Source organism: Achromobacter sp., from assembly GCF_050285565.1.
Classification (GTDB): domain Bacteria; phylum Pseudomonadota; class Gammaproteobacteria; order Burkholderiales; family Burkholderiaceae_B; genus Achromobacter.
In genome coordinates this window covers 40,694-62,473 of sequence record NZ_JBLZXG010000002.1, presented here as the reverse complement: position 1 = coordinate 62,473, position 21,780 = coordinate 40,694, and the positions used below count along the sequence as shown (strand labels likewise).

The window sequence follows — 21,780 nt, the reverse complement described above, 5'->3', positions numbered from 1 at the left end:
ATAAGCAATTGCGATCAAAGCAAGACCCTGCGCCCCGCCAGTGACACGTGAATAGCCCGTTAATGTAACTCAGTTGTTGGGGAAATCACGGATTTTCACAACGGTGCGCGGCATTACGAGGGGGAAGAAAACAACGCGGGTCAGACGTCGGCCACCTCTTGCAGGTTGCCCAGGAAAACATAGCCCACGCCATGCACCGTATGCAGCGGCAGGCGCCCGCCGGCCTGGCGGACCTTGCGCCGCAGGCGGCAGATGGCCACGTTCAAGGCGCGCAGGTTGGTGCTCTGGCGCGGCAGCATCAGTTCCTCGCGCAGCAAGGCCAGTTCTTCGCGCAGCAATTCCTTGCGGGGATTGCGCAGCAGGCATTGGAAGCAGGCGCGCTCGACTTCGGTCAGATCCAGCCGGGTGCCCTGCGGGGTCAGCAGGGTCCAGCCATGGTAGAGCAGGCTCCACCAGCCGTCGAGGCGCGCGGGAAAGGGGCCGGCGGACAACGCCGCCGGACCGGCGGGCGATCCGGCGGAAGCGGGAGGCGGAGAGAACGGGGCGGAATGCGGGGCGGGCTGGCTCATGGTGGCATCTCCACCGGGCCGGACCACCCGGAAGCAAGGGGGGGCCGACGCCGGAACAAGGTTTCAAGTCTTGCCGAAAGACTACCGTTGTTGCCGCGACTGTGCCGTGCCACGCCCCCTGGAATCAGACACGTCCGAGTCAATCCGTAGCAAGGTCAAGCCGTGTGCTTGCCATTGCGGTGGATATCGTAGGCAACAAAGCAGCTGTCCTGGGCGGGTCGCGCCAGGATGCCGGGCTTGGCCAGCGTCGCGCGGATGTCGGCCAGGCCCGACTCCCAGTGCTCGCGCATGGCTTCGGTGCCGAACTCGTAGTCCTTGGAGAATCGCTCGCGGTGCTTGGATTCGTAGATGAGGTTGATGATGTTGGTGGCGGGCGTGCAGGCCAGCCGACGGATCTCGTCCAGTTCGGGCGCGCCGCGTTCCTTTTCGGGCAGGCGTTCGAGCAGTTGCTGCAGGCCGTGGCGCAGCTTCAGCACCCGCCGCAGCTGATCGGTGACCATGCGGGTCCGGCTGGAATACTGGATGTCCTTCTGGCGCTCGGCCACTTCCTCCAGCGTGGTCGGCAGGCCGCCCCGGGCGGGCCACAGATCCACCTGGAACGCCAGCGTATCGCGCATGGTGTCGCTGGCCAGTACCTGGGCCAGCGGGGTGTTGGAGACAATGCCGCCGTCCCAGTAGTGCTCACCGTCGATCTCGACCGACGGGAAACCGGGCGGCAAGGCGCCCGAGGCCATGATGTGCTCGGGGCCGAGCGTGTGCGTGCCGCTGTCGAAATAGGCAAAGTTGCCGCTGCGCACGTTGACCACGCCGAAGCTGGCGCGCACCGAACCCGAATTGAGCAGATCGAAGTCGATGAACCGGCGCAGGGTCGCGGCCAGCGGCGTGGTGTCGTAGAAACTGGTGGACGCCGCGCCCTTGCCATGCACCCAGTACGGCGGCGGAAAACGCGGCTTGAAGAATCCCGGCTGGCCCGAGAACAGCGCCTGGAAGGCGGACAACTGGCCGTTCATGGCGGGCGAACCGAAGCCGAACGGAATGCCCTCGAACATGCCCGCCAGCGTATCGCCCCAGGGCACCGAAGCAAACCCCGCCGGCCGGCAAATGCTCTCCCAGAACCCGCGCAGCCGCTCGATTCGCTCGTCCTCGGGCGAACCGGCGATGATGGCCGCGTTGATCGAACCGATGGAAATGCCGGAGATCCAGTTCGGCCGGATGCCGGCCTCGTGCAGCCCCTGGTACACCCCGGCCTGGTAGGAGCCCAGGGCGCCCCCGCCCTGCAGCACCAAGGCCACGGTTTCATAGGGCGGCGTCGCGCCGGTGTCGGGGGATGCGGCCTTGCGGCGAGTACTCATGCGGCGGTTCCTTCGGATACTAGGGCTTGGTCTTGTCCGGCAACTGCGGCGCGGCCACGCCGGCGCGGAACGGATATTTGGCGAAGATCTCGGCCACGGCCTTGTCGATGGTCTGCGGCGAGGTCGCCATCTCGGGGTTGCGCACCTCGCCCACGGCCACGCCTTCCCACACCATCTGCTTGCGACGCGCGTCGACCAGGTCGATGTTGAGGGTGCCTTCGGTGTACTGGTAGACGGTGTCGCCCCAGCCGTAGCCGGGCCAGCCGCCATAGAAGCCGGCGCGGTAGCCGTAGTACGGCCCCATGGCCGGCGGCGCCTCGGTCACCTGGGTCTTCTGCTGCAGCTTGCCATTGAAGTTGACCAGCAGGTCGGGATTGGCGGCGCTGTAGACATAGCCGCGCATTTCCATCTGGCCACGGGTGGCGTCCTTGAGGCGCTCGGTCAGCAAGGTGCTGTAGCCCGCCTTGTCGGTGCCCAACGGCGACAGGTAGCCGAAGGTGCGGTATTGCGAGAAGTCGGCCTGGCGATCGTAGTCGCCCTTGACGGTGGGGCCGGCGGCGCAGGCCGCCAGCAGTGCCGCCATGGAACCCGATGCCAGCAGTTTCAGCGCTTTCATGTCGATCTCCAAGAAGGCGGGGCCGCGAGCCGGTCCCCGATGTCAACACCCATCAACACTCCCCGAGCGCGTCCATAGTGCCGCGAAGCGGATAAAGTTTCAACAGCATCTCATTCTCATCGGATATAGCTCAAGGAACGGCGGGCCGGGCTCCATTACACTCGGGGTTGCTTCCAGACCCTGATCACACCTGACACCGATGTTGGAACTCGACGGCTCGATTTGGTTTCGTTCCGGCGCCCAGAACTGGGGCGGCAAGAATCGCATAGACCTGCTGGCGCAGATCGACGCCACCGGCTCGATCACCGCGGCCGCGCGCGCGGTGGGCATGAGCTACAAGGGCGCCTGGGACGCCATCGACGCCATGAACAACCTGGCCGGCGAACCGCTGGTGCTGCGCGCGGCCGGGGGCAAGGGGGGCGGCGGCACGCGCCTGACCGACCGGGCCCGCGGCCTGATCGCGACCTTCCGGGCGCTGGAAGCCGAACACCGCAAGTTCATGGAAAACCTGACGCGCGCCGGCCTGGACGCCAGCGGCGACCTCGACCTGATGAGGCGATTCATGCTGAAAACCAGCGCCCGCAACAAGCTGCTGGGCACCGTGATGGAAGTGCGCCCGGGCGCCGTCAACGACGAAATCCTGTTGCGCATCGCGGGCGGCCAGGTCATCACCGCCACCATCACCCGCGACAGCACCCAGGAACTGGCGCTGGCGCCGGGCAAGGAAGCGCTGGCGCTGATCAAGGCCTCGTCCGTGATCGTCGGCGCCCCCGGCCCGGGCCTGCGGCTGTCGGCCCGCAACCAGTTGGCGGGCACCATCACGGCGCTACGCGCCGGCGCGGTCAACAGCGAGATCCTGATCGGCCTGGAAGGCGGCACCACCCTGGCGGCCATCGTCACCAACGACAGCGCGCAGGACCTGGGGCTGGGCGAAGGCGCGCCGGCGGTGGCCATTTTCAAGGCCTCCAGCGTGATCCTGGGCGTGCTGGACTGAGCACGCCCCCGGTCGTCAGAGGCCGACGTCCTCGTCGCGGCGGCGCACCTTGCCGTCGCGCACTTCGAACACCTCGTCGGCCAGCGCCTCGACGTCGGCCGGATCGTGCGTGATCAGCAGCAGCGGCACGTCGAGCTGGCGCTGCAACGCGTTCAGTTCCTGACGCATCTTGCCGCGCAATTGCGAATCGAGCGCCGAGAACGGCTCGTCCAGCAACAGGAGGTCGGGCTTGAGCATCAGCGCGCGCGCCAGCGCCACGCGCTGCTTCTGGCCGCCCGAGATCTCGTGCGGATAGCTGCCCACGATGGCGCCCAGTTCGAACGCATCGATCCAGCGCCGCGCCTCGGCCGAGACCGCCCGCCGGGGAGGATTGAGCCAGCCGCGGCGCGAACCGAAGGCGATGTTCTGCGCCACCGTCAGGTGCGGGAACAATGCGTAGTCCTGGAACAGATACGCCACGCGCCGGGCCTGCGGAGGGATGCTGACGCGCGCGTCCGAGTCGAACAACAGCCGGTCGTTGATCTGGATGCGGCCGGCGTCCGGCCGCAGCAGGCCGGCCACCGCGCGCAGCGTCAGGCTTTTGCCGGCGCCCGACGGCCCGAACAGCGCGATGCGCTTGGCCTTGGACGAAAACGCGACGTCCAGCGAAAAATGCCGGTCGCCCGAGACCATGTTCTTGCGGATGCGCAGATCGACGCTCATTGCCCGCCTCCCCGCCGGCCGGCGCGGATCGGCACCAGCTTGCCCGCCGCCAGCAGCACCACGATGCAAGTGATGGAGGTCACCATCACCAGGAAATTGGCAGTGGCGTCGTCGCCCGCCTGCACCGCCTCATAGATGGCGACCGACAGCGTCTGGGTGCGGCCCGGCAGGTTGCCGGCGATCATCAGGGTGGCGCCAAACTCGCCCAGCGCGCGGGCAAACGCCAGCAACACGCCGGCGACGATGCCGCGCGCGGCCAGCGGCAGGGTCACGCGGAAGAACACCCCCGCTTCGCGCACGCCCAGCACGCGGGCCGCGCTTTCCAGTTGCGGGTCGACGTTCTCGAAGGCCGCGCGGGCCGACTTGAACACCAGCGGAAAGGCCACCACCGAGGCGGCGATGACCGCGCCCTGCCAGGTGAACACCAGTTCGATGCCCAGCGCCGCCAGCCTTTCGCCCAGCACGCCGCGCCGTCCCAGCAGCACCAGCAGGTAGTAACCCAGCACCGTGGGCGGCAACACCAGCGGCAGCGTCAGGACCGCGTCCAGCAGGTCGCGCCCCGGCCAGCGCCAGCGCGACAGGCCGTAGGCCGCCGCCGTGCCGGCGAGGGTCGCCAGCAGCGTCGCCCAGCCCGCCACTTTCAGGGTCAGCAGCAGGGGCACCCATACCGAATCACTCATCACAGACCGCGTTGGCTACCGCCCGCGCCCTCAAGGCTTCTGAAAGCCGTAGCGTGACAGGATTTCCTGACCGGCGGGCGACATCACATAGGCCACGAAGCTGTTGGCTTCCTTGGCGGCGGTGTCGCGAGCCGTCACGGCGATGGGATAGGTCACCGGGGTCCGCGACGGCACGCGCACCGCCACCTTGACCTTGTCCGGCATGATCGCCGCATCGGTGGCGAATACGAAACCGGCGTCCACCTCGCCGCGCGACACGTAGTCCAGGCTCTGGCGCACGTTCTGCGCCAGCACGCTCTTGGCCTGCACCGCGTCCCACAGGCCGGCGGCCTGCAGCGCGTCCTGCGTGTAGCGGCCCACCGGCACCGAGGCCGGGTTGCCGTAGGCGATGCGCTTGACGTCGTCGCGCGTCAGGTCCTTGAGCGCGGCGATGTTGGCCTTGCTGTCGGCCGGCACGATCAGCACGACCTGGTTGGCCGCGAAATCCACCCGCGATTCGGGCTTGACGGCCTTTTCCGCCACGGCCTTGTCCATTGCCTTCTGGTCGGCGGACGCAAACACGTCGGCGGGCGCGCCTTTGACGATCTGCTGCAGCAGCACGTCCGAGGCGCCGAAGTTCAGGATGACCTTGGTGCCGGCATGCTCCTTTTCGTACGCCTGCGCCACGTCCTTGAACGCGTTGGTCAGGCTGGCGGCGGCGGACACGACCAGGTCGCCGGCGTGCGCGCCGGGGGCCCACACGGCGGCCAGGGCCAGCGACAGCGCCAGGATCGGCTGTTTGCGGAACATGAATTTCTCCTCGGGCAAGATCAATCTCGGTAACGAAATATATATAGGTATATAACGCCCGTCAATTTGCGCCGGCCGCCGGTTTGCGGCAGATCAACGAGGGGGAAAAATCGGCCCGGCAGGCGCTCAGCCGCGGTCGACCGTGGTGACGCGCAGCGTGTCCGGGGCCAGCGCCGCCCGCAGGCGCTCGAGCGCCCGTTCGGGGCGGGCGGCCCCGCACATGAAGATGTCGAGCGCCGCGAACCGGTGTTCGGGCCAGGAATGGATGCTGATGTGCGATTCGCTCAGCATGACCACGCCGGTCACGCCCGCGCCCGCGCCGAAATGATGGAAGTGGGCGCCCAGCACCCGCGCCCCGGCGGCCTCGGCGGCCTGGATCAGCTCGCGTTCCAGCGCGGCGGCGTCGGCCAGCAGGCCAGCGTCGACCCCACGGAAATCGGCCAGGATGTGGCGGCCGGGCGTCGCGTGCGGCGTCACTTGTGCGATCCGCCCGACGACCAGCCCGAGCTGCCCGAGGAGCCGCCGCCCCAACTGCTGCTACTGCCGCCGCTGCCGCCGCTGGTGTAGCGCGCGCCCGGCGAGCTGGCGCCGGTGGCGGCCATGACCACGATGATGGCGTAGATGGCGTAGATGAACTTGCCCATGCCTCAGTCGTCCTTTGCCGACATCTTGTCCGCGAGGCTGGCCGGCAGCCACAGGAAGGCCAGGCCGATCAGGATCGGCAGGACGCGGCCGCTGAAGATGTTGCCCATGTTGAGGAATCCCATGGCGATGGTGGCGAACCAGGCCCATTTGCGGTAACCGCCCGGCGAGGCGGCGCGCGGCATCGCCTTCTGCTTGGCCAGCTCGGGATCGCCGAACCATTCGGCCAGTTGCGCCGGAGCCACCGGCGCGGCCGCCGACCAGCCCACTTCGGCCGGCCCCTGTTCGCGGGTCAGCTTGAGATTGCCGGCCTTGTAGTCGGTGATCCTGGTGCTGTCGCCGACCTTGACGCGCCAGTTGAAGGCGCCCAGCGCCAGATCGACGCGCGAGGTGTAGTCGTACAGCTTCTGGTACAGCTTTGAGCGCCAGCGCACGCTGGTGGCGTTGTTGTAGCTGGGCCAGGTGTCGCAGACCTGCACGCGCTCCCAGCCCTCGTCCGTTTCCACCAGCCAGAGGAAACCCTTGGCCGGGTTGAACAGCAGGTATTCGATCCAGTCCGACGGTTCCTCGGGATCCGGATCGGCGCATTTCATCAGGCCGATCAAGGTATAGGCGGCGCCATCGATCCTGGCGGTGGCGCCCAGCGCCAGCGTGGTCTTGATGGCCTTGACCTTGCGCGCCTTCTCGATGACCTCGGCGGTCTCGCCGGCGCAGTCGACCGTGGCCGCGCACGACGGGCACACCACCTGGGTGGCCATGGCCGCGACGAAGCTGATGGGCGCGCCGCAGTTGGGGCAGTCCAGCGCCTTGATCTGGCCACGGAAGCGGCCGGCGGTTTCCTCGACCTGCTCGTTCGGGCGCAGCGTGGCCGCCTGCATGCCCGCCAGGTCGAAGGCCTTGCCGATATAGAGTTCGGGCTCCGGGCCGTCGGAAAAGTCCAGCGTCAGGAACGCGTCCAGGCTGCGGAAGTCGGCGACCTTGGCCTCCCAGCCGTCGCCCGGCACGAACGGCAGTTCGCCCTGCGCGCCCCCGGCGCGGCAGCGGCGCACATCCGAGGCCGTGAAGCGCTGGCCGTCCAGCTTCAGGTCGTCGCCGGGCGCGATGTCGGCGAAGGCTGGCAGGCCCTGCAGCGTCTTGACCTTGCGGCGGCGGGTGATGGCGTACTGGCCCGAGGCGTCCGACAGCCAACCGTCCGAGCCGTCGTCGAACCACAGGTACCACTCGTTCCAAAAGCCGTCCTCGTAGCGCAACTGGATGCGGCCGATCACATCGAAGCGCTTGCCCTCATACTGGCCGGCCGCGCCCAGGCACAGCGGCGAATAGTCTTCCAGCACGTCGGCGGTCTCGCCGATGCGCCTGACCGATTCGGCGTCCTTGAGCAGCGTGCTGCGGCAGGCGCCGCAGACCGCCATGACCGACGCCGTGGAGGTGAACTTGACGGGTGCTCCGCACTGCGGACACAGGACCTGCTGCATGGGCGGGCGGCGTTCAGCTGGTGAGTTTCTTCAGGACTTCGGCCTTGGCCGCGTCGTAGTCGGCCGGGGTGATCAGGCTCTTGTCGAGCAGATCCTTGAGCTGCTGCAGGCGCTGCACCGGATCGCCGCCCGCGGTGGCCGCCGGTGCCTGGGCGCCGGCCGCCGGCTGACCCGGGGCCACGCCCAGTCCTGCCGCCATGGTCTGGCCCAGCGCCGCGCCGGCCGCCAGGCCCGCGCCGATGCCGGCGATGCCGCCTTCGTTCTGCGCCGCCAGCGGAATCGAGGTGGCGGTCTGGTACTGGGTGAACTTGCCCAGGTCGCCGGCCATGCCCATCGCGATCCGGGTGTCCAGCGCCTTCTGCAGTTCCTCGGGCAGCGACACGTTCTCGACCGTGAAGTTGTCGAGCTTGACGCCATAGCGCTCGAACACCGGCCCCAGTTGCTCGGCGATGCTCTGGGACATCAGGCCCTGGTTGCCGGCGATGTCCAGGAACGGCACCTTCGAGCCGCCCAGCGCCGTGGTCATGGCCGCGACCACCATGTTGCGTAGTTGCGCTTCCAGGTCGTCGACGGTGTAGACGTCGCGCGTGCCGCTGATCTCGCGGTAGAACTTGGCCGGGTCGGTGATCTGGTACGAATACACGCCGAAGGCGCGCAGCCGCACCATGCCGAATTCGCTGTCGCGCAGCGTCACCGGCTGGGCCGTGCCCCAGCGCCGGCCCAGTTGCAGGCGGGTGCTGAAGAAGATCACGTCCGACTTGAAGGGCGACTCGAACAGCTTGTCCCAGTTCTTCAGGTACGTCAGCACCGGCAGGGTCTGGGTGGTCAGCTTGTACATGCCGGGGCCGAACACGTCGGCCACCTTGCCTTCGTTGACGAACACCGCCATCTGCGATTCACGCACCGTCAGGCTGGCGCCATACTGGATTTCGAAATCCTGCATCGGATGGCGCCAGGCCAGCACGCCGTCGCTGTCCTCGTTCCATTGCAGGATGTCGATGAACTGTTTGCGGATAAATGAACCGAGACTCATGGCTAGTTCTCCTGTGTCAGAGATGGGGCAACGCGCGGGCCGCTCAGGTCAGGCAGGCGGCGTTGACCACGCCGGCGGCCAGCGAGATCGATCCGATCAGGCCGCCCATGGCGATGTTGTTTTCCTCGATGGCCTCGTGCAGGCCCTGGATGGCGCGCGAGACGACGGCGTAGACCACCAGTTGCACCACCATGGCCGCCAGGCCCCACACCAGGAACATGACGAAGCTGGCGTGGATGGCGATGCTGGAGCAGAGCGTGAACGAGAATCCGACCAGCGCGCCGCCGTAGGACAGCACCGCGGCGATATTGCCCTGGCGGATCAGCTCGAATTCCTTGTAGCGCGTCACGGTGGTGTACACCGCGGTGAAAATGCCCAGCATGACCAGCGCCGAAACGATGTAGATCAGATAGGTCACCGCCGGATGCATCGCTTCTCCCATAATCGCCCCTCCAGGCCCTGATTGCGCGCAGTATATACGGCGCCTTCGATATACTGCGAACGCATTTTCTGAGTCGGAACCCCCATGCGCGACCGCGTTCTCATCCTGTCGGTATTGATCGTCGCATCCTGCGGCCTGGGCTACGAGCTCATCAGCAGCGCGCTGGCCAGCTATCTGCTAGGCGATTCCATCCTCCAGTTCTCGTCGGTCATCGGTTGCTATCTGTTCGCGATGGGCATCGGATCGTGGTTGTCAAAATATGTAAGAGACGACGACGTTTTGAATCGATTCATCGACGTCGAGCTGGCGGTCGCATTATTGGGCGGGGTGTCGGCCGCGGTGCTGTTCATGGTATTTGCCTGGCTGTCGGCGCCCTTCCGCGCCGCCTTGTATGCCGGCGTCTTCATTATCGGGCTAATGGTGGGCATGGAGATCCCGCTGGTGATGCGGGTCTTCAACCAGCGCAAGGCCGAGTTCCGCGAAATCGTCAGCCGCGTGCTGACGTTCGATTATCTCGGCGCGCTGGCGGTGTCGCTGATCTTCCCGCTGCTGCTGGCGCCCAAGCTAGGCCTGCTGCGCACCAGCTTCCTGTTCGGCATGCTCAACGCCGGCGTGGCGCTGTGGACCACCTGGCTGTTCCGCGCCGAGATCCGGCGCCCGGCGGAACGGGCCGTGCGCGGCGGCGTGGTGCTGGGCCTGCTGGCGCTGGGCTTCCTGTTCTCCGGCCAGATGACGGCCTGGGCCGAAAAGGGCCTGTACGGCGACGATGTGGTGCACGCCGAGACCACGCCCTACCAGCGCCTGATCGTGACGCGCTGGCACGACGACCTGCGGCTGTACATCAACGGCAACCTGCAATTCTCGTCGCGCGACGAACACCGCTACCACGAGTCGCTGGTGATTCCGGGCCTGCAGGCCCTGCCCTGGGCCCGCAACGTGCTGGTGCTGGGCGGCGGCGATGGCCTGGCGGTGCGCGAAATCCTCAAGTACAAGCACGTCGAGCACGTCACGCTGGTGGACCTGGATCCGGCCATGACCGGCCTGTTCTCGCGTTCCGAACCGCTGACCAAGCTGAACCAGGGCTCGCTGACCGATCCGCGCGTCACCGTCATCAACGACGACGCCGGCCGCTGGCTGGAAAGCCACGCCGAGGTCTACGACTTCATCGTGGTGGACTTTCCTGACCCATCCAACTTCGGCCTGGGCCGGCTGTATTCGGTGCCGGTCTATCACCTGATGGCGCGGCACCTGGCCGAGAACGGCTACATGGTGATCCAGTCGACCTCGCCCTACTTCGCGCCGCGCTCGTTCTGGAGCGTGGACGCCACGCTCAAGGAAGCCGGCCTGAACACCTGGCCGTACCACGCCTACGTGCCGTCGTTCGGCGACTGGGGCTTCATCCTGGCCGGCAAGCGCCGCGACTACACGCCGCCGGACGCGGTCAGCGTGCCCACCCGCTACCTCGACCCCGCCACCCTGCGCGAGCTGTTCCACTTTCCCGCCGACATGCCGGCGCTGGCCATGCCGCCGAACCGCCTGAACGAACAATCGCTGGTGCGCTACTTCGACGAGGACTGGCGCAAGGTCATCCGCTGATGCGCCGCCGCACTTTCCTGCTGGGCGCCGCCACCGCCGCCGCCGCGGGCACGGCGGGCTACTACCGTTCGCGCGTGGTCGAGACCACGCCCGAGGTGCGCTACCCGGGCATGCAGGCCGGCCACGCGCTGCGCGACGGCGCGGCGCTGCCGCCGTCGTCCGGCGCCCGGCGCTGCCAAGTGGCGATCCTGGGGGCCGGCGTGGCCGGCCTGTCGTGCGCCTGGAAACTGGCGCGCGAAGGCTTCACCGATTTCGTCGTGGTCGAAGGCCCCGAGCCTGGCGGCAACGCCGCCGCCGGCGCGCGCGACGGCCTGGACTACCCGCTCGGCGCGCACTACCTGCCGCTGCCGTCGATGCAGTCCACCCACGTGCGCGAGATGCTGGCCGACTTCGGCATCGCCGAACGCGACGCCTTCGGTGAGCGGCCCTACTACGACGAAGCCATCCTGGCGCACTCGCCGCAGGAACGGCTGCTGCGCGACGGCCGCTGGGAAGACGGCCTCTTGCCGATGCACGGGCTGCCCGCGGCCGATATCGACCAGCATCGCAAGTTCCTGGCGCTGGTGGACCGGCTGCACGGCGCGGTCGGCAACGACGGCCGCAAGGTCTTCTGCATCCCGCTCGTGCTGTCCTCGCGCGACCCGGCCTGGCGCGCGCTGGATACGCTGACCTTCAAGCAGTGGCTGGAGCGCGAAGGCTATACCTCGCCGGCCCTGCACTGGTACCTGAATTACTGCTGCCGCGACGATTACGGCGCGCCCTACGACCGGGTCTCGGCCTGGGCCGGCCTGCATTACTTCGCCAGCCGCGACGGCCACGCCGCCAACGCCGCCGAGGGCGCGGTACTGACCTGGCCGGGCGGCCTGGCGCCGCTGGTGCAGCGGCTGCGCAACGCCGTCGACGCGCGTCTGGGCCACGGCAACTGGCTGCTGCCCGGCACCGCCGCGCGGCTGCGCGAAAGCGCCGCCGGCCCGCGCATCGACTGCCTCGCCCCGGGCCCGGCCGCCCGCGTCTACACGCTGCAAGCGCAACGCGCGGTCTGCGCCATGCCGCTGTTCGTGGCCCAGCGCCTGCTGCCCGACATCCGCGCCTACGGTTACGACCCGGCCACCCACGCCTCGCCGCACGCGCCCTGGCTGGTATCGAACTTCCTCATGGACGGCTATCCGCGCGAAGCCCCGGGCGAACCGCTGTCATGGGACAACGTGGTCTACCAGGGCCAGGCCCTGGGCTACGTGGTCTCGACCCACCAGTTGCTGCGCGTGGCGCGTTCGCCGCGCACGGTGTTCACCGCCTACCACGCCCTGAGCAACCAGACGCCGCAGGCCGCGCGCCAATGGCTTGCCGAGGCCCGCCCCGAGGCGCTGCGCGACGAGGCCGCCGCCGACCTGCTGGCCGCCTACGGCGACGAGTTCTGGCGCCGCGCGCGCCAACTGGAGATCACGGTGCGCGGCCACGCCATGGCCTCGCCCTATTGCGGCTACCTGTCGAACGCCGGGCTGGCCGCCTTGCGCGAGGTCGACGGCCCGGTGCTGTTCGCCCATGCCGATCTGTCCGGCTATTCGGTGTTCGAGGAGGCCGCCTGGTGGGGCGTGGTCGCGGCCGGACGCATCCTGGGGCAGCGGCCGGCAAGCTGACGCGACGGCCCGCAGAAGCAGCAGCAGCGGCAGCAGCAGTGACAGCCCGAGGCACGCCGGCCTGACGCCCGCCCGGCGTGCCCGGCGCCGTGGCCGCGCGCCTCATGGATAGCCCGCGTCGCGCGGCGCCCGTCCCTGCCCTACAATCGGGCGCTCTCTCCTGGACTCGTCAACAATCGCGATGGGCAAGCAAGTCATAGTGCTGGGCGCCGGCATCGTCGGCGTCTGCTGCGCGCTGGAACTACAGCGGCGCGGCCTGGACGTCACCCTGGTGGATCGCCAGCCCCCCGGCCGGGAAACCTCGGCCGGCAATGCCGGCGTCCTGGCCCGCAGTTCCCTCATGCCCTTCAACCACCCCGGCCTGTGGCGCCAGTTGCCACGCCTGCTGCGCAACGACACCGTGCAGTTGCGCTACCGCGCGTCGTACCTGGCGCGCAACCTGGGCTGGGCGGCGGGCTTCCTGGCGCGCGCGCGGCCGTCGGTGTTCCACCAAACCACCGCCGCGCTCGACGGTCTGATCCGGCTGTCGGCGGCCGAACACCTGCGCCTGTTGGAGCTGGCCGGCGCGCGCCACCGCCTGCGCGACAATGGCTGGATCTTCCTGTTCCGCAGCGAACAGGCCTGGCAGGGCGCCGCCCTGGCACGCGCGGCCTACGCCCGCCACGACGTGCCAACCGAGACCCTGACGCCCGCCGACCTGGCCCGGCTGGAGCCCGCCCTGGCGCCGATCTTCGCGCGCGCGCTCTGGATCCAGGGCTCGTATTCCGTGGACGATCCCGGCGCCGTGACCACCGCCTACGCGGACCTGTTCCTGCGCGCGGGCGGCGTCTTGCGCCAACTGCGCGCCACCGCCATCCGCCGCGACGGCGATCGCGGCTGGATTGTGCAAGGCGACGCCGGCTCGGCCACACTCGCGGCCCCGGCGCTGGTGGTGGCGCTGGGGCCGTGGTCCAAGGAACTGCTCAAAACCACCGGCATCGATCTGCCACTGGCGTTCGAACGCGGCTACCACATGCATTACGGCGCCGCCGACGGCCCCGCGCTGAGCCGCCCGGTCTACGACACCGGCGGCGGCTACGTGCTGTCGCCCATGGCGCGCGGCCTGCGGCTGACCACCGGGGTCGAGCTGGACGATTGCGACGCGCCCCCGCGGCCGGTGCAATTGGAACTGGCCGAGGCCCGCGCGCGCGAAGCCGTCGACCTGGGGCCACGGCTCGATCCGCAGGCCTGGCTGGGCCGCCGCCCGACGCTGCCGGACAGCCGCCCGATGATCGGCCAGGCGCCGCGCCATCCCGGTCTGTGGCTGGCGCTGGGTCACCAGCACATCGGCTTCAGCACCGCGCCCGGCACCGCGCGGATACTGGCCGAGCTGATGTGCGAAGACGGCGACCCGGCCCGCCATGCGGCGTTCCGGCCCGGCCGCTTCATCTAGGCCGTATCGACATTCAAAGAAGGCGATGCGCGGGATCAGCCCAGCAGCAAGGCGTCGTCCGACAGCTTCTCGCCGCGCACGCGCTCGAACATGGCCAGCAAGTCCGGCACGTCCATGCCGCGGCGCTCGTCGCCGGATACGTCCAGCACCACCTGGCCCTGGTGCAGCATCACCGTGCGGTCGCCCACGTCCAGCGCCTGGCGCATGCTGTGCGTGACCATCATGGTGGTCAGCTTGCTTTCGGCCACGATGCGCGCCGTCAGTTGCAGCACGAAGTCGGCGGTGCGCGGATCAAGCGCGGCGGTGTGTTCGTCCAGCAGCAGGATACGCGAGGGCTGCAGCGCCGCCATCAGCAGGCTCACGGCCTGGCGCTGGCCGCCCGAAAGCAGGCCGATGCGGTCGGTCAGGCGGTTTTCCAGGCCCAGGCCGAGCGTGGCCAGGCGTTCGCGGAAACCTTCCTTCATGGAAGCCTTGACCGCGCGGCCGTAGCCGCGACGCGCGCCGCGCAGTTGCGCCAGCGCCATGTTCTCTTCGATGGTCAGGTCTTCGCAGGTGCCGGCCATCGGGTCCTGGAACACGCGCGCCACGCGCGCGGCGCGGGCCCAGACCGGCTGGCGCGTGACGTCGGCGCCGTCGATCTCGATGCGGCCGGAATCGACCGGCAGGTCGCCCGAGACGGCGTTCAGGAAGGTCGACTTGCCGGCGCCGTTGGAACCGATGACGGTGACGAACTGGCCCGACGGGATGTCCAGCGACAACCCGCGCAGGGCGCGCGTTTCGATCGGCGTGCCGGCGTTGAAGGTGATCTTGAGGTCTTTTGCGGACAGCATATCAGCGCCCCTTCTTGCCGAGCAGCCGGCGCTTGAGCATGGGAATGACCAGGGCGATCGTGACCAGCACCGCGGTGACGAGGTTCAGGTCCTGCGCCTTCAGGCCGATGAAATCGCTATTCAGCGCCAGCGCGATGAAGAAGCGGTAGACGATGGCGCCGATGATGACGGCCAACGTGGCCAGCACCAGCTTGCGCGACGGCAGGATGCTCTCGCCGACGATCACGGCGGCCAGGCCGATGACGATGGTGCCGATGCCCATGGAGATGTCGGAACCGCCCTGGGTCTGCGCGAACAGCGCGCCGGCCATGGCGACCAGCGCGTTCGACAGCGCCATGCCGCCCAGGATCATGCGGCCGGTGTTCACGCCCTGCGCGCGGGCCATGCGGCCATTCGAGCCGGTGGCGCGCACCGCCAGGCCGGTCTGGGTGGCGAAGAACCAGTCCAGCGCCAGCTTGGCCAGGATCACGATGACCACCAGGATCAGCGGCCGCGCCACGTAGTCCGACAGCCATGCGGGCTGCAGGATGGTGAAGACGGTGGGTTCGGTGATCAGCGGCACGTTGGGCTTGCCCATGATGCGCAGGTTCACGGAATACAGCGCGATCATCATCAGGATACTGGCCAGCAGATCCATGATCTTGAGCTTGACGTTGAGCCAGCCGGTGACCAGCCCCGCGGCGGCGCCAGCGAAAGTCGCGGCGATGGTGGCCACGAACGGGTCGGTGCCCGCGGCGATCAGCGTGGCACAGACGGCGCCGCCCAACGGGAAACTACCGTCAACGGTCAGGTCCGGAAAGCGCAGCAGGCGAAAGGAGATATATACGCCCAAGGCCACCAGGCTGAAGATCAGGCCGATCTCCAGCGCGCCTAGCAACGAGAACAATGACATGGGTCAAATCCAATCAGGTAAGGAACGAGCATATTAGAGATTGGGAACGTCCAAATTCTTGCGTTTCGGGATCAGTTTTACCCGAGCTTTCGCAATAAACGTTTCCTGCCGTGCGATTTTCTCTCGATTCCTGCCAAGGCGTCGCCGGGCTCGGCGGCCAGGGCCGCAAGCGGGCTGCTTGATGGACGCTGCGGGGAGCAAAACGCGGCATGCCGCCAGGGACGTGCCGTTCAAGACCAACGCCATCGCGCCGGGCCGCGCGCATCTTGTGGATGCTGCCGCCCTGAGAACCCCGCGTACCGGCGCGAGGCAAACAAGAACACAAGATAAAACAAAACCCCGCTCATGCCGGGCAGGCACGGGCGGGGCCGAACGACTTGCGCTTTACTTTACCACCACCGCGGCCGACTTGATGATCGCGTCGGACAGCGTCACGCCCTGCTTGGCGGCGGCGCCCGGGTTCACGTAGAGCTCCAGCTTGGAGACCGTTTCGGACGGGATGGCGCCGGGCTTCTCGCCCTTGAGGATGCGCACCACCACCTTGCCGGTCTGCACGCCCAGGTCGCGGTAGTTGATGCCCAGGGCGGCGATGCCGCCGCGCTTGACGCTGTCGGTGTCCGAGGCGATCAGCGGAATCTTGGCGTCGTTGCCGACCTTCACCAGCGACTCGTAGGCCGAGACCACGTTGTTGTCGGTGTTGGTGTAGATGACGTCGACCTTGCCGATCAGGCTGCGGGCGGCGGACGCCACGTCGACCGAACGCGGCGCGGCGGCTTCGACCAGGCTCATGCCCGACTTGGGCAACAGTTCCTGCAGCTTCTTGACCACCACGACCGAGTTGGCCTCGCCCGGGTTGTAGACCATGCCGACGCGCTTGGCGTTGGGCACGATCTTCTTGATCAGCTCGATCTGCTTGTCCAGCGCCAGCAGGTCCGACACGCCGGTGACGTTGGTGCCCGAGGCGTCCATGCTGGCAACCAGCTGGGCGGCGACCGGGTCGGTAACGGCGGAATACACCACCGGCACATCCTTGGTGGCGGCCACCACGGCCTGGGCCGACGGGGTGGCGATGGCGACGATGGCGTCGGGCTTGTCGCCGACGAACTTGCGCGCGATCTGGGCGGCGGTGCCGGTGTTGCCCTGCGCGCTTTGATACTGCCACTTCAGGTTCTTGCCCGGCTCGTAACCGGCTTGCTTGAGGGCGTCCTGCACCCCGTCACGCACCGCGTCCAGCGCCGGATGCTCGACGATGGCGGTGACCGCCACCGACTTCTGCTGCGCCGCCACCGGCGCGGCGATCGCCAGCGCCAGCGCCATTGCGCCAACCGTCAGAAAATGTTTTTTTCCGATCAGCATAGTTAAGCTCCTTGAACCCTTGGTATTTGTTCATTATTACGGCTGTTCCGCGGGCTTCCCCACGGTCCGGACAGCCGTAAAGCCGTATAGTCTAACGTGTCGCAACACAAATTCGCTTGGGGGGAATCCCTGAAATGGTGCACGCGCGGCACGCGCGCCCCATGCCGGGGCGGGCGGCGCCCATATACTGAAAGCGCCGCGCCCGCGCGACACGACATCCGCGACATCCAAAGGGCCATATCATGATCAAACGCGCATTGGGCCGTTCCGGCCTGCAGATCCCTCCCCTGACCTTCGGCGGCAACGTCTTCGGCTGGACGGTCGACGAGGCCGGCACGTTTTCGCTGCTGGACGCGCTGGTCGACGCCGGCCTGAACTTCATCGACACCGCCGACGTCTATTCGCGCTGGGTGCCCGGCAACCAGGGCGGCGAATCCGAAACCCTGATCGGCAAGTGGCTCAAGCGCTCGGGCAAGCGCGACCGCGTGCTGATCGCCACCAAGGTCGGCATGGAAATGGGCCCGGATGCCAAGGGCCTGGCGCCGGCCTATATCCGGCGCTCGCTGGAAGCATCGCTGGCGCGGCTGCAGACCGACCACGTCGACCTGTACCAGTCGCACAAGGACGACCCCGACACCCCGCTCACCGACACGCTGGGCGAATACGCCAAGCTGATCGAGGCCGGCAAGGTGCGCGCCATCGGCGCCTCCAACTACACCGCGGTGCGCCTGTCCGAAGCGTTGATCGCCAGCGAACGGCACAACCTGCCGCGCTACGAGAGCATCCAGCCGGAATACAACCTGTACAGCCGCGAGCCGTTCGAGGCCCACCTGCAGGCGCTGGTCAAGGCGCAGGACCTGGGCACCATCAACTACTACGCGCTGGCCAGCGGTTTTCTCAGCGGCAAGTACCGCAGCCCGGCCGACGCCGGCAAGAGCGCGCGCGGCAAGAAGATCGTCGACACCTACCTGAACGATCGCGGCTACCGCATCCTGAAGGCGCTGGACGAAGTGGCCGAGGACGCCGGCTGCACGCCGGCGCAGGCCGCGCTGGCCTGGCAGATGGCGCAGCCGGGCATCACCGCGCCGATCGTCAGCGCCACCTCGCTGACGCAACTGGACGAACTGGTCAAGGCCGCCAGCCTGACGCTGACGCGCGACCAGTTGGCCAGGCTCAGCCTGGCCAGCGACTGGCGTTGACGCGAGCCCGCGCCAACGCCACGGGCGTCAATCCAGCTTGACGCCCGAGTCCGACACCACCTTGGCCCAGCGCGACACCTCGCTGTCGACGAACTTGCCGAAGGCCGGGCCGGTCAGCGTCGGGATCGCCGACCCGTTGCCCTCCCAGGTCTCCTTGATCTTCGGCGTGTTCAGCGCCTTGGTGATCTCGGCCGTCATGCGCTCGACCGCCTCCTGCGGCGTGCCGGCGGGCGCCCAGATCGCATACCAGGTCGACACCACGTAGTTCGGCACGCCGGCCTCGGCCGCGGTCGGCACGTCCGGCAGCGACGGCGAGCGCTGGTCCGCGGCCACCGCCAGCGGCTTGATCGCGCCCGAACGAATGTGACCGGAGGACGAGCCCAGGCCATCGAACGCCAGATCCACCTGTCCGCCGATCAGCGCGGTCAGCATCGGCCCGGCGCCCTGGTACGGCACATCCACCAGCTTGATGCCGGTCTGCATGGCGAACAGTTCGCCCGCCAGATGGTGGGTGCTGCCCTTGCCCGCCGTGCCGAAGTTGATCTCGCCCGGATGCTTCTTGGCGTAGTCGATGAACTCCCGCAGCGTCTTGACCGGCAGCTTGGTGGCATTGATCACCACCACCTGCGGCGGCTGCGCCACCAGCGCCACCGGCACGAAGTCCTTCTGGATGTTGTAGTTCAGGCTCTTGTACAGCGACGGCGCCAGCGCATGATGCGCGCCCCCCATGAAGAAGGTGTAGCCGTCGGGCCGCGCCTTGGCGGCCACGCCCGCGCCGACGGTGCCGCCGGCGCCGCCCTTGTTGTCGATCACCACCGACTGGCCCAATTGCATCGTCAACTGCTGGGCCAGCGGGCGGGCGAAGGTATCGGTGCCGCCGCCGGCGGGAAAGGGCACGATGAGCGTGATGGGCCGTTCCGGCCAGGACGCGGCGCCGGCAGTGCCGGCAAAGCCCGCGGCCAGCGTGGCCAGCAGGGCCGCGGCGAGTGTGCGGTATTTCATGATGTCTCCTCTTGCTGCAGCGTGGGGACGGCGCGTTTCCCGCGTCTCGTCTCTTGTGTTCTTGGGTTGGGATGCTGCCTGGTTCGGGAATCGTTCTGGAAGGGATCGGGCTCCTTGGAAAAAACTGGCCGGTCCCTGCGGACCGGCCCGGCATGACGGCGCTACAGCGCCTGATAGGTTTCGCGCAGCACGTTCTTCTGCACCTTGCCCATGGTGTTGCGCGGCAACTGGTCGACCAGGTGCACGCGCTTGGGCACCTTGAAGTTGGCGATGCGCGCCTTCAGTTCGGCCTGCATCGCGGCGGCATCGATCTTGGCGCCGTCCTTGGGCACCACCACCGCCACCACGGCTTCGCCGAAGTCGGGATGCGGCACGCCGATGACGGCCGACTCGGCCACGCCCGGCATGTCGTCGATCAGGGTCTCGATCTCCTTCGGGTAGACGTTGTAGCCACCCGAAATGATCAGGTCCTTGCTGCGGCCAACGATCGACAGGTAGTCGGCCGGCACGTCGCGGCCGGCGGATTCGCCGCCCCAGCGCCCCACGTCGCCGGTCTTGAACCAGCCGTCCTCGGTGAACTCCTCGCGGGTCTTTTCCGGCATGCGCCAGTAGCCCGAGAACACGTTGGGCCCGCGCACCTGCACGTTGCCGATCTCGCCCGGCGCCAGCGCGATGCCGGCATCGTCCACCACCCGCACCTGCACGCCCGGCAAGGCGCGGCCCACGGTGCCGGCCAGGCGTTCGCCATCGGCCGGATCGTACGGATTGGAAGTCAGCATGACGGTCTCGCTCATGCCGTAGCGTTCCAGGATGGCGTGGCCGCTGCGCTCGCGGAAGTCGTTGAAGGTCTCGGACAGCAGCGGCGCCGAGCCCGAGATGAACAGGCGCATGTTGGCGCACACCTCGCGATTGAAGCGCTTGTCGGCCAGCAGCCGCACGTAGTACGTCGGCACGCCCATCATCACCGTGCTTTGCGGCAGATAGCGCAAGGCCAGGTCGGCGTCCAGCCTGGGCAGCCAGATCATTTTGGCGCCGGCCAGCAGCGCGCCGTGCGAGGCCACGAACAGGCCGTGCACGTGGAAGATCGGCAGCATGTGCAGCAGCACGTCGTCCGAGCGCCAGCCCCAATACTTGTGCAGCACCTGCGCGTTGGACGCCAGGTTGCCGTGCGACAGCATCGCGCCCTTGCTGCGGCCGGTGGTGCCCGAGGTGTACAGGATGGCAGCCAGGTCGTCCGGCTTGCGCTTGACGGTCTTGAAGGTCTGCGACAGGCCGCCAGCGGCATCCAGCAGCGTGCCGGTGCGGTCTTCGTCCAGCGTGTAGACGTGGGCGCAACCGGCCTTGTCGGCGGCGCGCTGAACCCACTCGCGGTTCTTGCTGGCGCAGACCACCACGGCCGGTTCGGCGTTGCCCAGGAAGTATTCGATCTCGGCTTCGCGATAGGCGGTGTTCAGCGGCAGGTACACCAGGCCGGCGCGCAGCGTGGCCAGGTACAGCAACAAGGCCTCGGGCGATTTCTCGACCTGCACCGCCACCCGCGCGCCCTCGGGCAGCTTGAGCGAGGCGAGCAGATTGGCCAGGCAGGCCGTGGCGCGGTCGATGTCATCCCAGGTGTAGGCCAGCTCTGGGGTTTCGAGCGCGACCTGTTTGCGATCGGCGGGGAATCCGCCCTCCAGCACAGCGTATAGATTGGCGTTGCTCACCGTCTTCAGTCTCCGGAAAAGTGGGGGTCTACGCCGGCCAGGAAAGCGCGCACGCCCTCCTTGTGGTCGCGGCTGTCGGCGTAGGAGAAATAATCCTGGTATTCGGTTTCGGTCAAGGCGCCGCCCCGCGCCAGGCGGGCGGACAGGCGCTTGTTGATGCGCGCGGCCAACGGCGCGCCCTGGCAGATGCGTTCGGCGCTGCGCAGGGCCTGCGCGGCGACCTCGGCATCGGCCACGATGCGCGTCAGCAATCCCAGCTCGCGCGCTTCGGCGGCGCCGAACACGCGGCCTTCGAGCAGGATGGCCAGCGTCGCGGCACGCCCGGCCAGCGCCAGCAGGCCGCGCATCTCGTCGGGCGCCATGGGAAAGCCAAGCCGGTTGATCGGCACACCGAAGCGCGCCGATTCGCCAGCGATGCGCAGGTCGCACTGGCAGGCGATCTCCAGCCCGCCGCCGACGCACACCCCTTCGATCTGCGCCACCACCGGCTGCGGGCATTGCGCCACGGCCTGCAAGGCTGGCGCCAGCACCTCGCGGTGATAGCGCTGCACGCCCGCGGCATCGGCGCGTTCGACCGGGAATTCGCGGATATCCGCGCCGGCGGCGAAATTGCCGCCCTCGCCGCGCACGATCACGCAGCGCAGGCCGTCGTCCGCGGCGATGCGCGTGAAAACGTCGCGCAGTTCGCGCCACATGGCCACGGTGATGGCGTTCAGGCGCCCCGGATGCGACAACGTCACCCAGGCCAGGTGTCCGTCGCGGTGCAGCAGCACACGGCCTGCCGTGTTGTCCGTCATGTCCCCTCGCTGGTTATCGGTTTTTCGTGTCGCGGCGAGCCG

General features: G+C 68.1%; 22 protein-coding genes. 5 read left to right on the top strand and 17 right to left on the bottom strand.

What is annotated here, in order from left to right; genetic code table 11:
• Nucleotides 1–140 precede the first annotated feature (140 nt).
• From ACN6O8_RS03385 to ACN6O8_RS03375, 3 genes are all read right to left on the bottom strand, one after another.
• The gene (locus ACN6O8_RS03385) at nucleotides 141–569 is read right to left on the bottom strand and encodes a helix-turn-helix domain-containing protein (protein ID WP_427989666.1); all 429 of its coding nucleotides are present in this window, start codon (nucleotides 567–569) and stop codon (nucleotides 141–143) included.
• 155 nt (nucleotides 570–724) lie between these two features.
• A complete protein-coding gene (locus ACN6O8_RS03380; protein WP_427989665.1) occupies nucleotides 725–1,921 on the bottom strand; it encodes a DUF3734 domain-containing protein in 1,197 nt (398 codons plus the stop codon).
• Nucleotides 1,922–1,940: 19 nt separating this feature from the next.
• Nucleotides 1,941–2,537, bottom strand: a complete 597-nt coding sequence (locus ACN6O8_RS03375; protein ID WP_427989664.1) for a DUF4136 domain-containing protein — start codon at nucleotides 2,535–2,537, stop codon at nucleotides 1,941–1,943.
• Between the two features lie 199 nt (nucleotides 2,538–2,736).
• Between ACN6O8_RS03375 and ACN6O8_RS03370 the strand changes: the two genes are divergently transcribed.
• Nucleotides 2,737–3,531: a TOBE domain-containing protein gene (locus ACN6O8_RS03370; RefSeq protein ID WP_427989663.1), complete on the top strand. Its 795-nt coding sequence runs from the start codon at nucleotides 2,737–2,739 to the stop codon at nucleotides 3,529–3,531.
• A 15-nt stretch (nucleotides 3,532–3,546) separates the two neighbouring features.
• Here ACN6O8_RS03370 and ACN6O8_RS03365 read toward each other — a convergent pair whose 3' ends face one another.
• From ACN6O8_RS03365 to ACN6O8_RS03330, 8 genes are all read right to left on the bottom strand, one after another.
• Nucleotides 3,547–4,233: an ATP-binding cassette domain-containing protein gene (locus ACN6O8_RS03365; protein WP_427989662.1), complete on the bottom strand. Its 687-nt coding sequence runs from the start codon at nucleotides 4,231–4,233 to the stop codon at nucleotides 3,547–3,549.
• Complete coding sequence (gene modB / locus ACN6O8_RS03360; protein WP_427989660.1) at nucleotides 4,230–4,913, bottom strand: molybdate ABC transporter permease subunit; 684 nt, start codon at nucleotides 4,911–4,913, stop codon at nucleotides 4,230–4,232. The genes ACN6O8_RS03365 and modB overlap by 4 nt, the downstream gene beginning before the upstream one ends.
• Nucleotides 4,914–4,943: 30 nt before the next feature.
• Nucleotides 4,944–5,702 (bottom strand): molybdate ABC transporter substrate-binding protein, encoded by a 759-nt coding sequence (gene modA / locus ACN6O8_RS03355; RefSeq protein WP_427989659.1) that lies wholly within the window; start codon nucleotides 5,700–5,702, stop codon nucleotides 4,944–4,946.
• Between the two features lie 126 nt (nucleotides 5,703–5,828).
• Nucleotides 5,829–6,179, bottom strand: a complete 351-nt coding sequence (gene speD / locus ACN6O8_RS03350) for an adenosylmethionine decarboxylase (RefSeq protein ID WP_427989658.1) — start codon at nucleotides 6,177–6,179, stop codon at nucleotides 5,829–5,831.
• Nucleotides 6,176–6,346, bottom strand: coding sequence for a hypothetical protein (locus tag ACN6O8_RS03345; protein ID WP_427989656.1), 171 nt, complete (start codon nucleotides 6,344–6,346; stop codon nucleotides 6,176–6,178). Before ACN6O8_RS03345 ends, speD begins: the two co-directional genes overlap by 4 nt.
• Before the next feature lie 3 nt (nucleotides 6,347–6,349).
• A complete protein-coding gene (locus ACN6O8_RS03340; protein ID WP_427989654.1) occupies nucleotides 6,350–7,819 on the bottom strand; it encodes a DUF4178 domain-containing protein in 1,470 nt (489 codons plus the stop codon).
• Between the two features lie 13 nt (nucleotides 7,820–7,832).
• Nucleotides 7,833–8,852, bottom strand: coding sequence for an SPFH domain-containing protein (locus ACN6O8_RS03335; RefSeq protein ID WP_427989653.1), 1,020 nt, complete (start codon nucleotides 8,850–8,852; stop codon nucleotides 7,833–7,835).
• Between the two features lie 43 nt (nucleotides 8,853–8,895).
• Nucleotides 8,896–9,282 carry a DUF350 domain-containing protein gene (locus tag ACN6O8_RS03330; RefSeq protein ID WP_427990152.1) on the bottom strand — a complete coding sequence of 129 codons (387 nt, stop codon included), beginning with the start codon at nucleotides 9,280–9,282 and terminating at the stop codon, nucleotides 8,896–8,898.
• A 96-nt stretch (nucleotides 9,283–9,378) separates the two neighbouring features.
• Here ACN6O8_RS03330 and ACN6O8_RS03325 point away from each other — a divergent pair, with 96 nt between their 5' ends.
• The 3 genes from ACN6O8_RS03325 to ACN6O8_RS03315 all read left to right on the top strand — a co-directional run bounded on the left by ACN6O8_RS03325 (nucleotide 9,379) and on the right by ACN6O8_RS03315 (nucleotide 13,959).
• The gene (locus ACN6O8_RS03325) at nucleotides 9,379–10,890 is read left to right on the top strand and encodes a polyamine aminopropyltransferase (RefSeq protein ID WP_427989651.1); all 1,512 of its coding nucleotides are present in this window, start codon (nucleotides 9,379–9,381) and stop codon (nucleotides 10,888–10,890) included.
• Nucleotides 10,890–12,527, top strand: a complete 1,638-nt coding sequence (locus ACN6O8_RS03320) for an FAD-dependent oxidoreductase (protein ID WP_427989650.1) — start codon at nucleotides 10,890–10,892, stop codon at nucleotides 12,525–12,527. Before ACN6O8_RS03325 ends, ACN6O8_RS03320 begins: the two co-directional genes overlap by 1 nt.
• A gap of 181 nt (nucleotides 12,528–12,708) precedes the next feature.
• Nucleotides 12,709–13,959, top strand: coding sequence for an NAD(P)/FAD-dependent oxidoreductase (locus tag ACN6O8_RS03315; protein ID WP_427989649.1), 1,251 nt, complete (start codon nucleotides 12,709–12,711; stop codon nucleotides 13,957–13,959).
• 35 nt (nucleotides 13,960–13,994) lie between these two features.
• On the opposite strand, the gene ACN6O8_RS03310 is transcribed toward ACN6O8_RS03315, so the two are convergent.
• From ACN6O8_RS03310 to ACN6O8_RS03300, 3 genes are all read right to left on the bottom strand, one after another.
• Nucleotides 13,995–14,789, bottom strand: a complete 795-nt coding sequence (locus ACN6O8_RS03310; protein WP_427989648.1) for an ABC transporter ATP-binding protein — start codon at nucleotides 14,787–14,789, stop codon at nucleotides 13,995–13,997.
• 1 nt (nucleotide 14,790) lies between these two features.
• Nucleotides 14,791–15,681: an ABC transporter permease gene (locus tag ACN6O8_RS03305; RefSeq protein WP_427989646.1), complete on the bottom strand. Its 891-nt coding sequence runs from the start codon at nucleotides 15,679–15,681 to the stop codon at nucleotides 14,791–14,793.
• A gap of 384 nt (nucleotides 15,682–16,065) precedes the next feature.
• Complete coding sequence (locus ACN6O8_RS03300) at nucleotides 16,066–17,037, bottom strand: ABC transporter substrate-binding protein (RefSeq protein ID WP_427989645.1); 972 nt, start codon at nucleotides 17,035–17,037, stop codon at nucleotides 16,066–16,068.
• Between the two features lie 242 nt (nucleotides 17,038–17,279).
• Between ACN6O8_RS03300 and ACN6O8_RS03295 the strand changes: the two genes are divergently transcribed.
• The gene (locus ACN6O8_RS03295; RefSeq protein WP_427989644.1) at nucleotides 17,280–18,236 is read left to right on the top strand and encodes an aldo/keto reductase; all 957 of its coding nucleotides are present in this window, start codon (nucleotides 17,280–17,282) and stop codon (nucleotides 18,234–18,236) included.
• Between the two features lie 27 nt (nucleotides 18,237–18,263).
• On the opposite strand, the gene ACN6O8_RS03290 is transcribed toward ACN6O8_RS03295, so the two are convergent.
• The 3 genes from ACN6O8_RS03290 to ACN6O8_RS03280 form a co-directional block, all read right to left on the bottom strand.
• Nucleotides 18,264–19,238 carry a Bug family tripartite tricarboxylate transporter substrate binding protein gene (locus ACN6O8_RS03290; RefSeq protein WP_427989643.1) on the bottom strand — a complete coding sequence of 325 codons (975 nt, stop codon included), beginning with the start codon at nucleotides 19,236–19,238 and terminating at the stop codon, nucleotides 18,264–18,266.
• 161 nt (nucleotides 19,239–19,399) lie between these two features.
• Entirely contained in the window at nucleotides 19,400–20,941 is a 1,542-nt protein-coding gene (locus ACN6O8_RS03285; RefSeq protein WP_427989642.1) for a malonate--CoA ligase, read from the bottom strand.
• A gap of 5 nt (nucleotides 20,942–20,946) precedes the next feature.
• Nucleotides 20,947–21,738 carry an enoyl-CoA hydratase/isomerase family protein gene (locus ACN6O8_RS03280; protein WP_427989641.1) on the bottom strand — a complete coding sequence of 264 codons (792 nt, stop codon included), beginning with the start codon at nucleotides 21,736–21,738 and terminating at the stop codon, nucleotides 20,947–20,949.
• Nucleotides 21,739–21,780 lie beyond the last annotated feature (42 nt).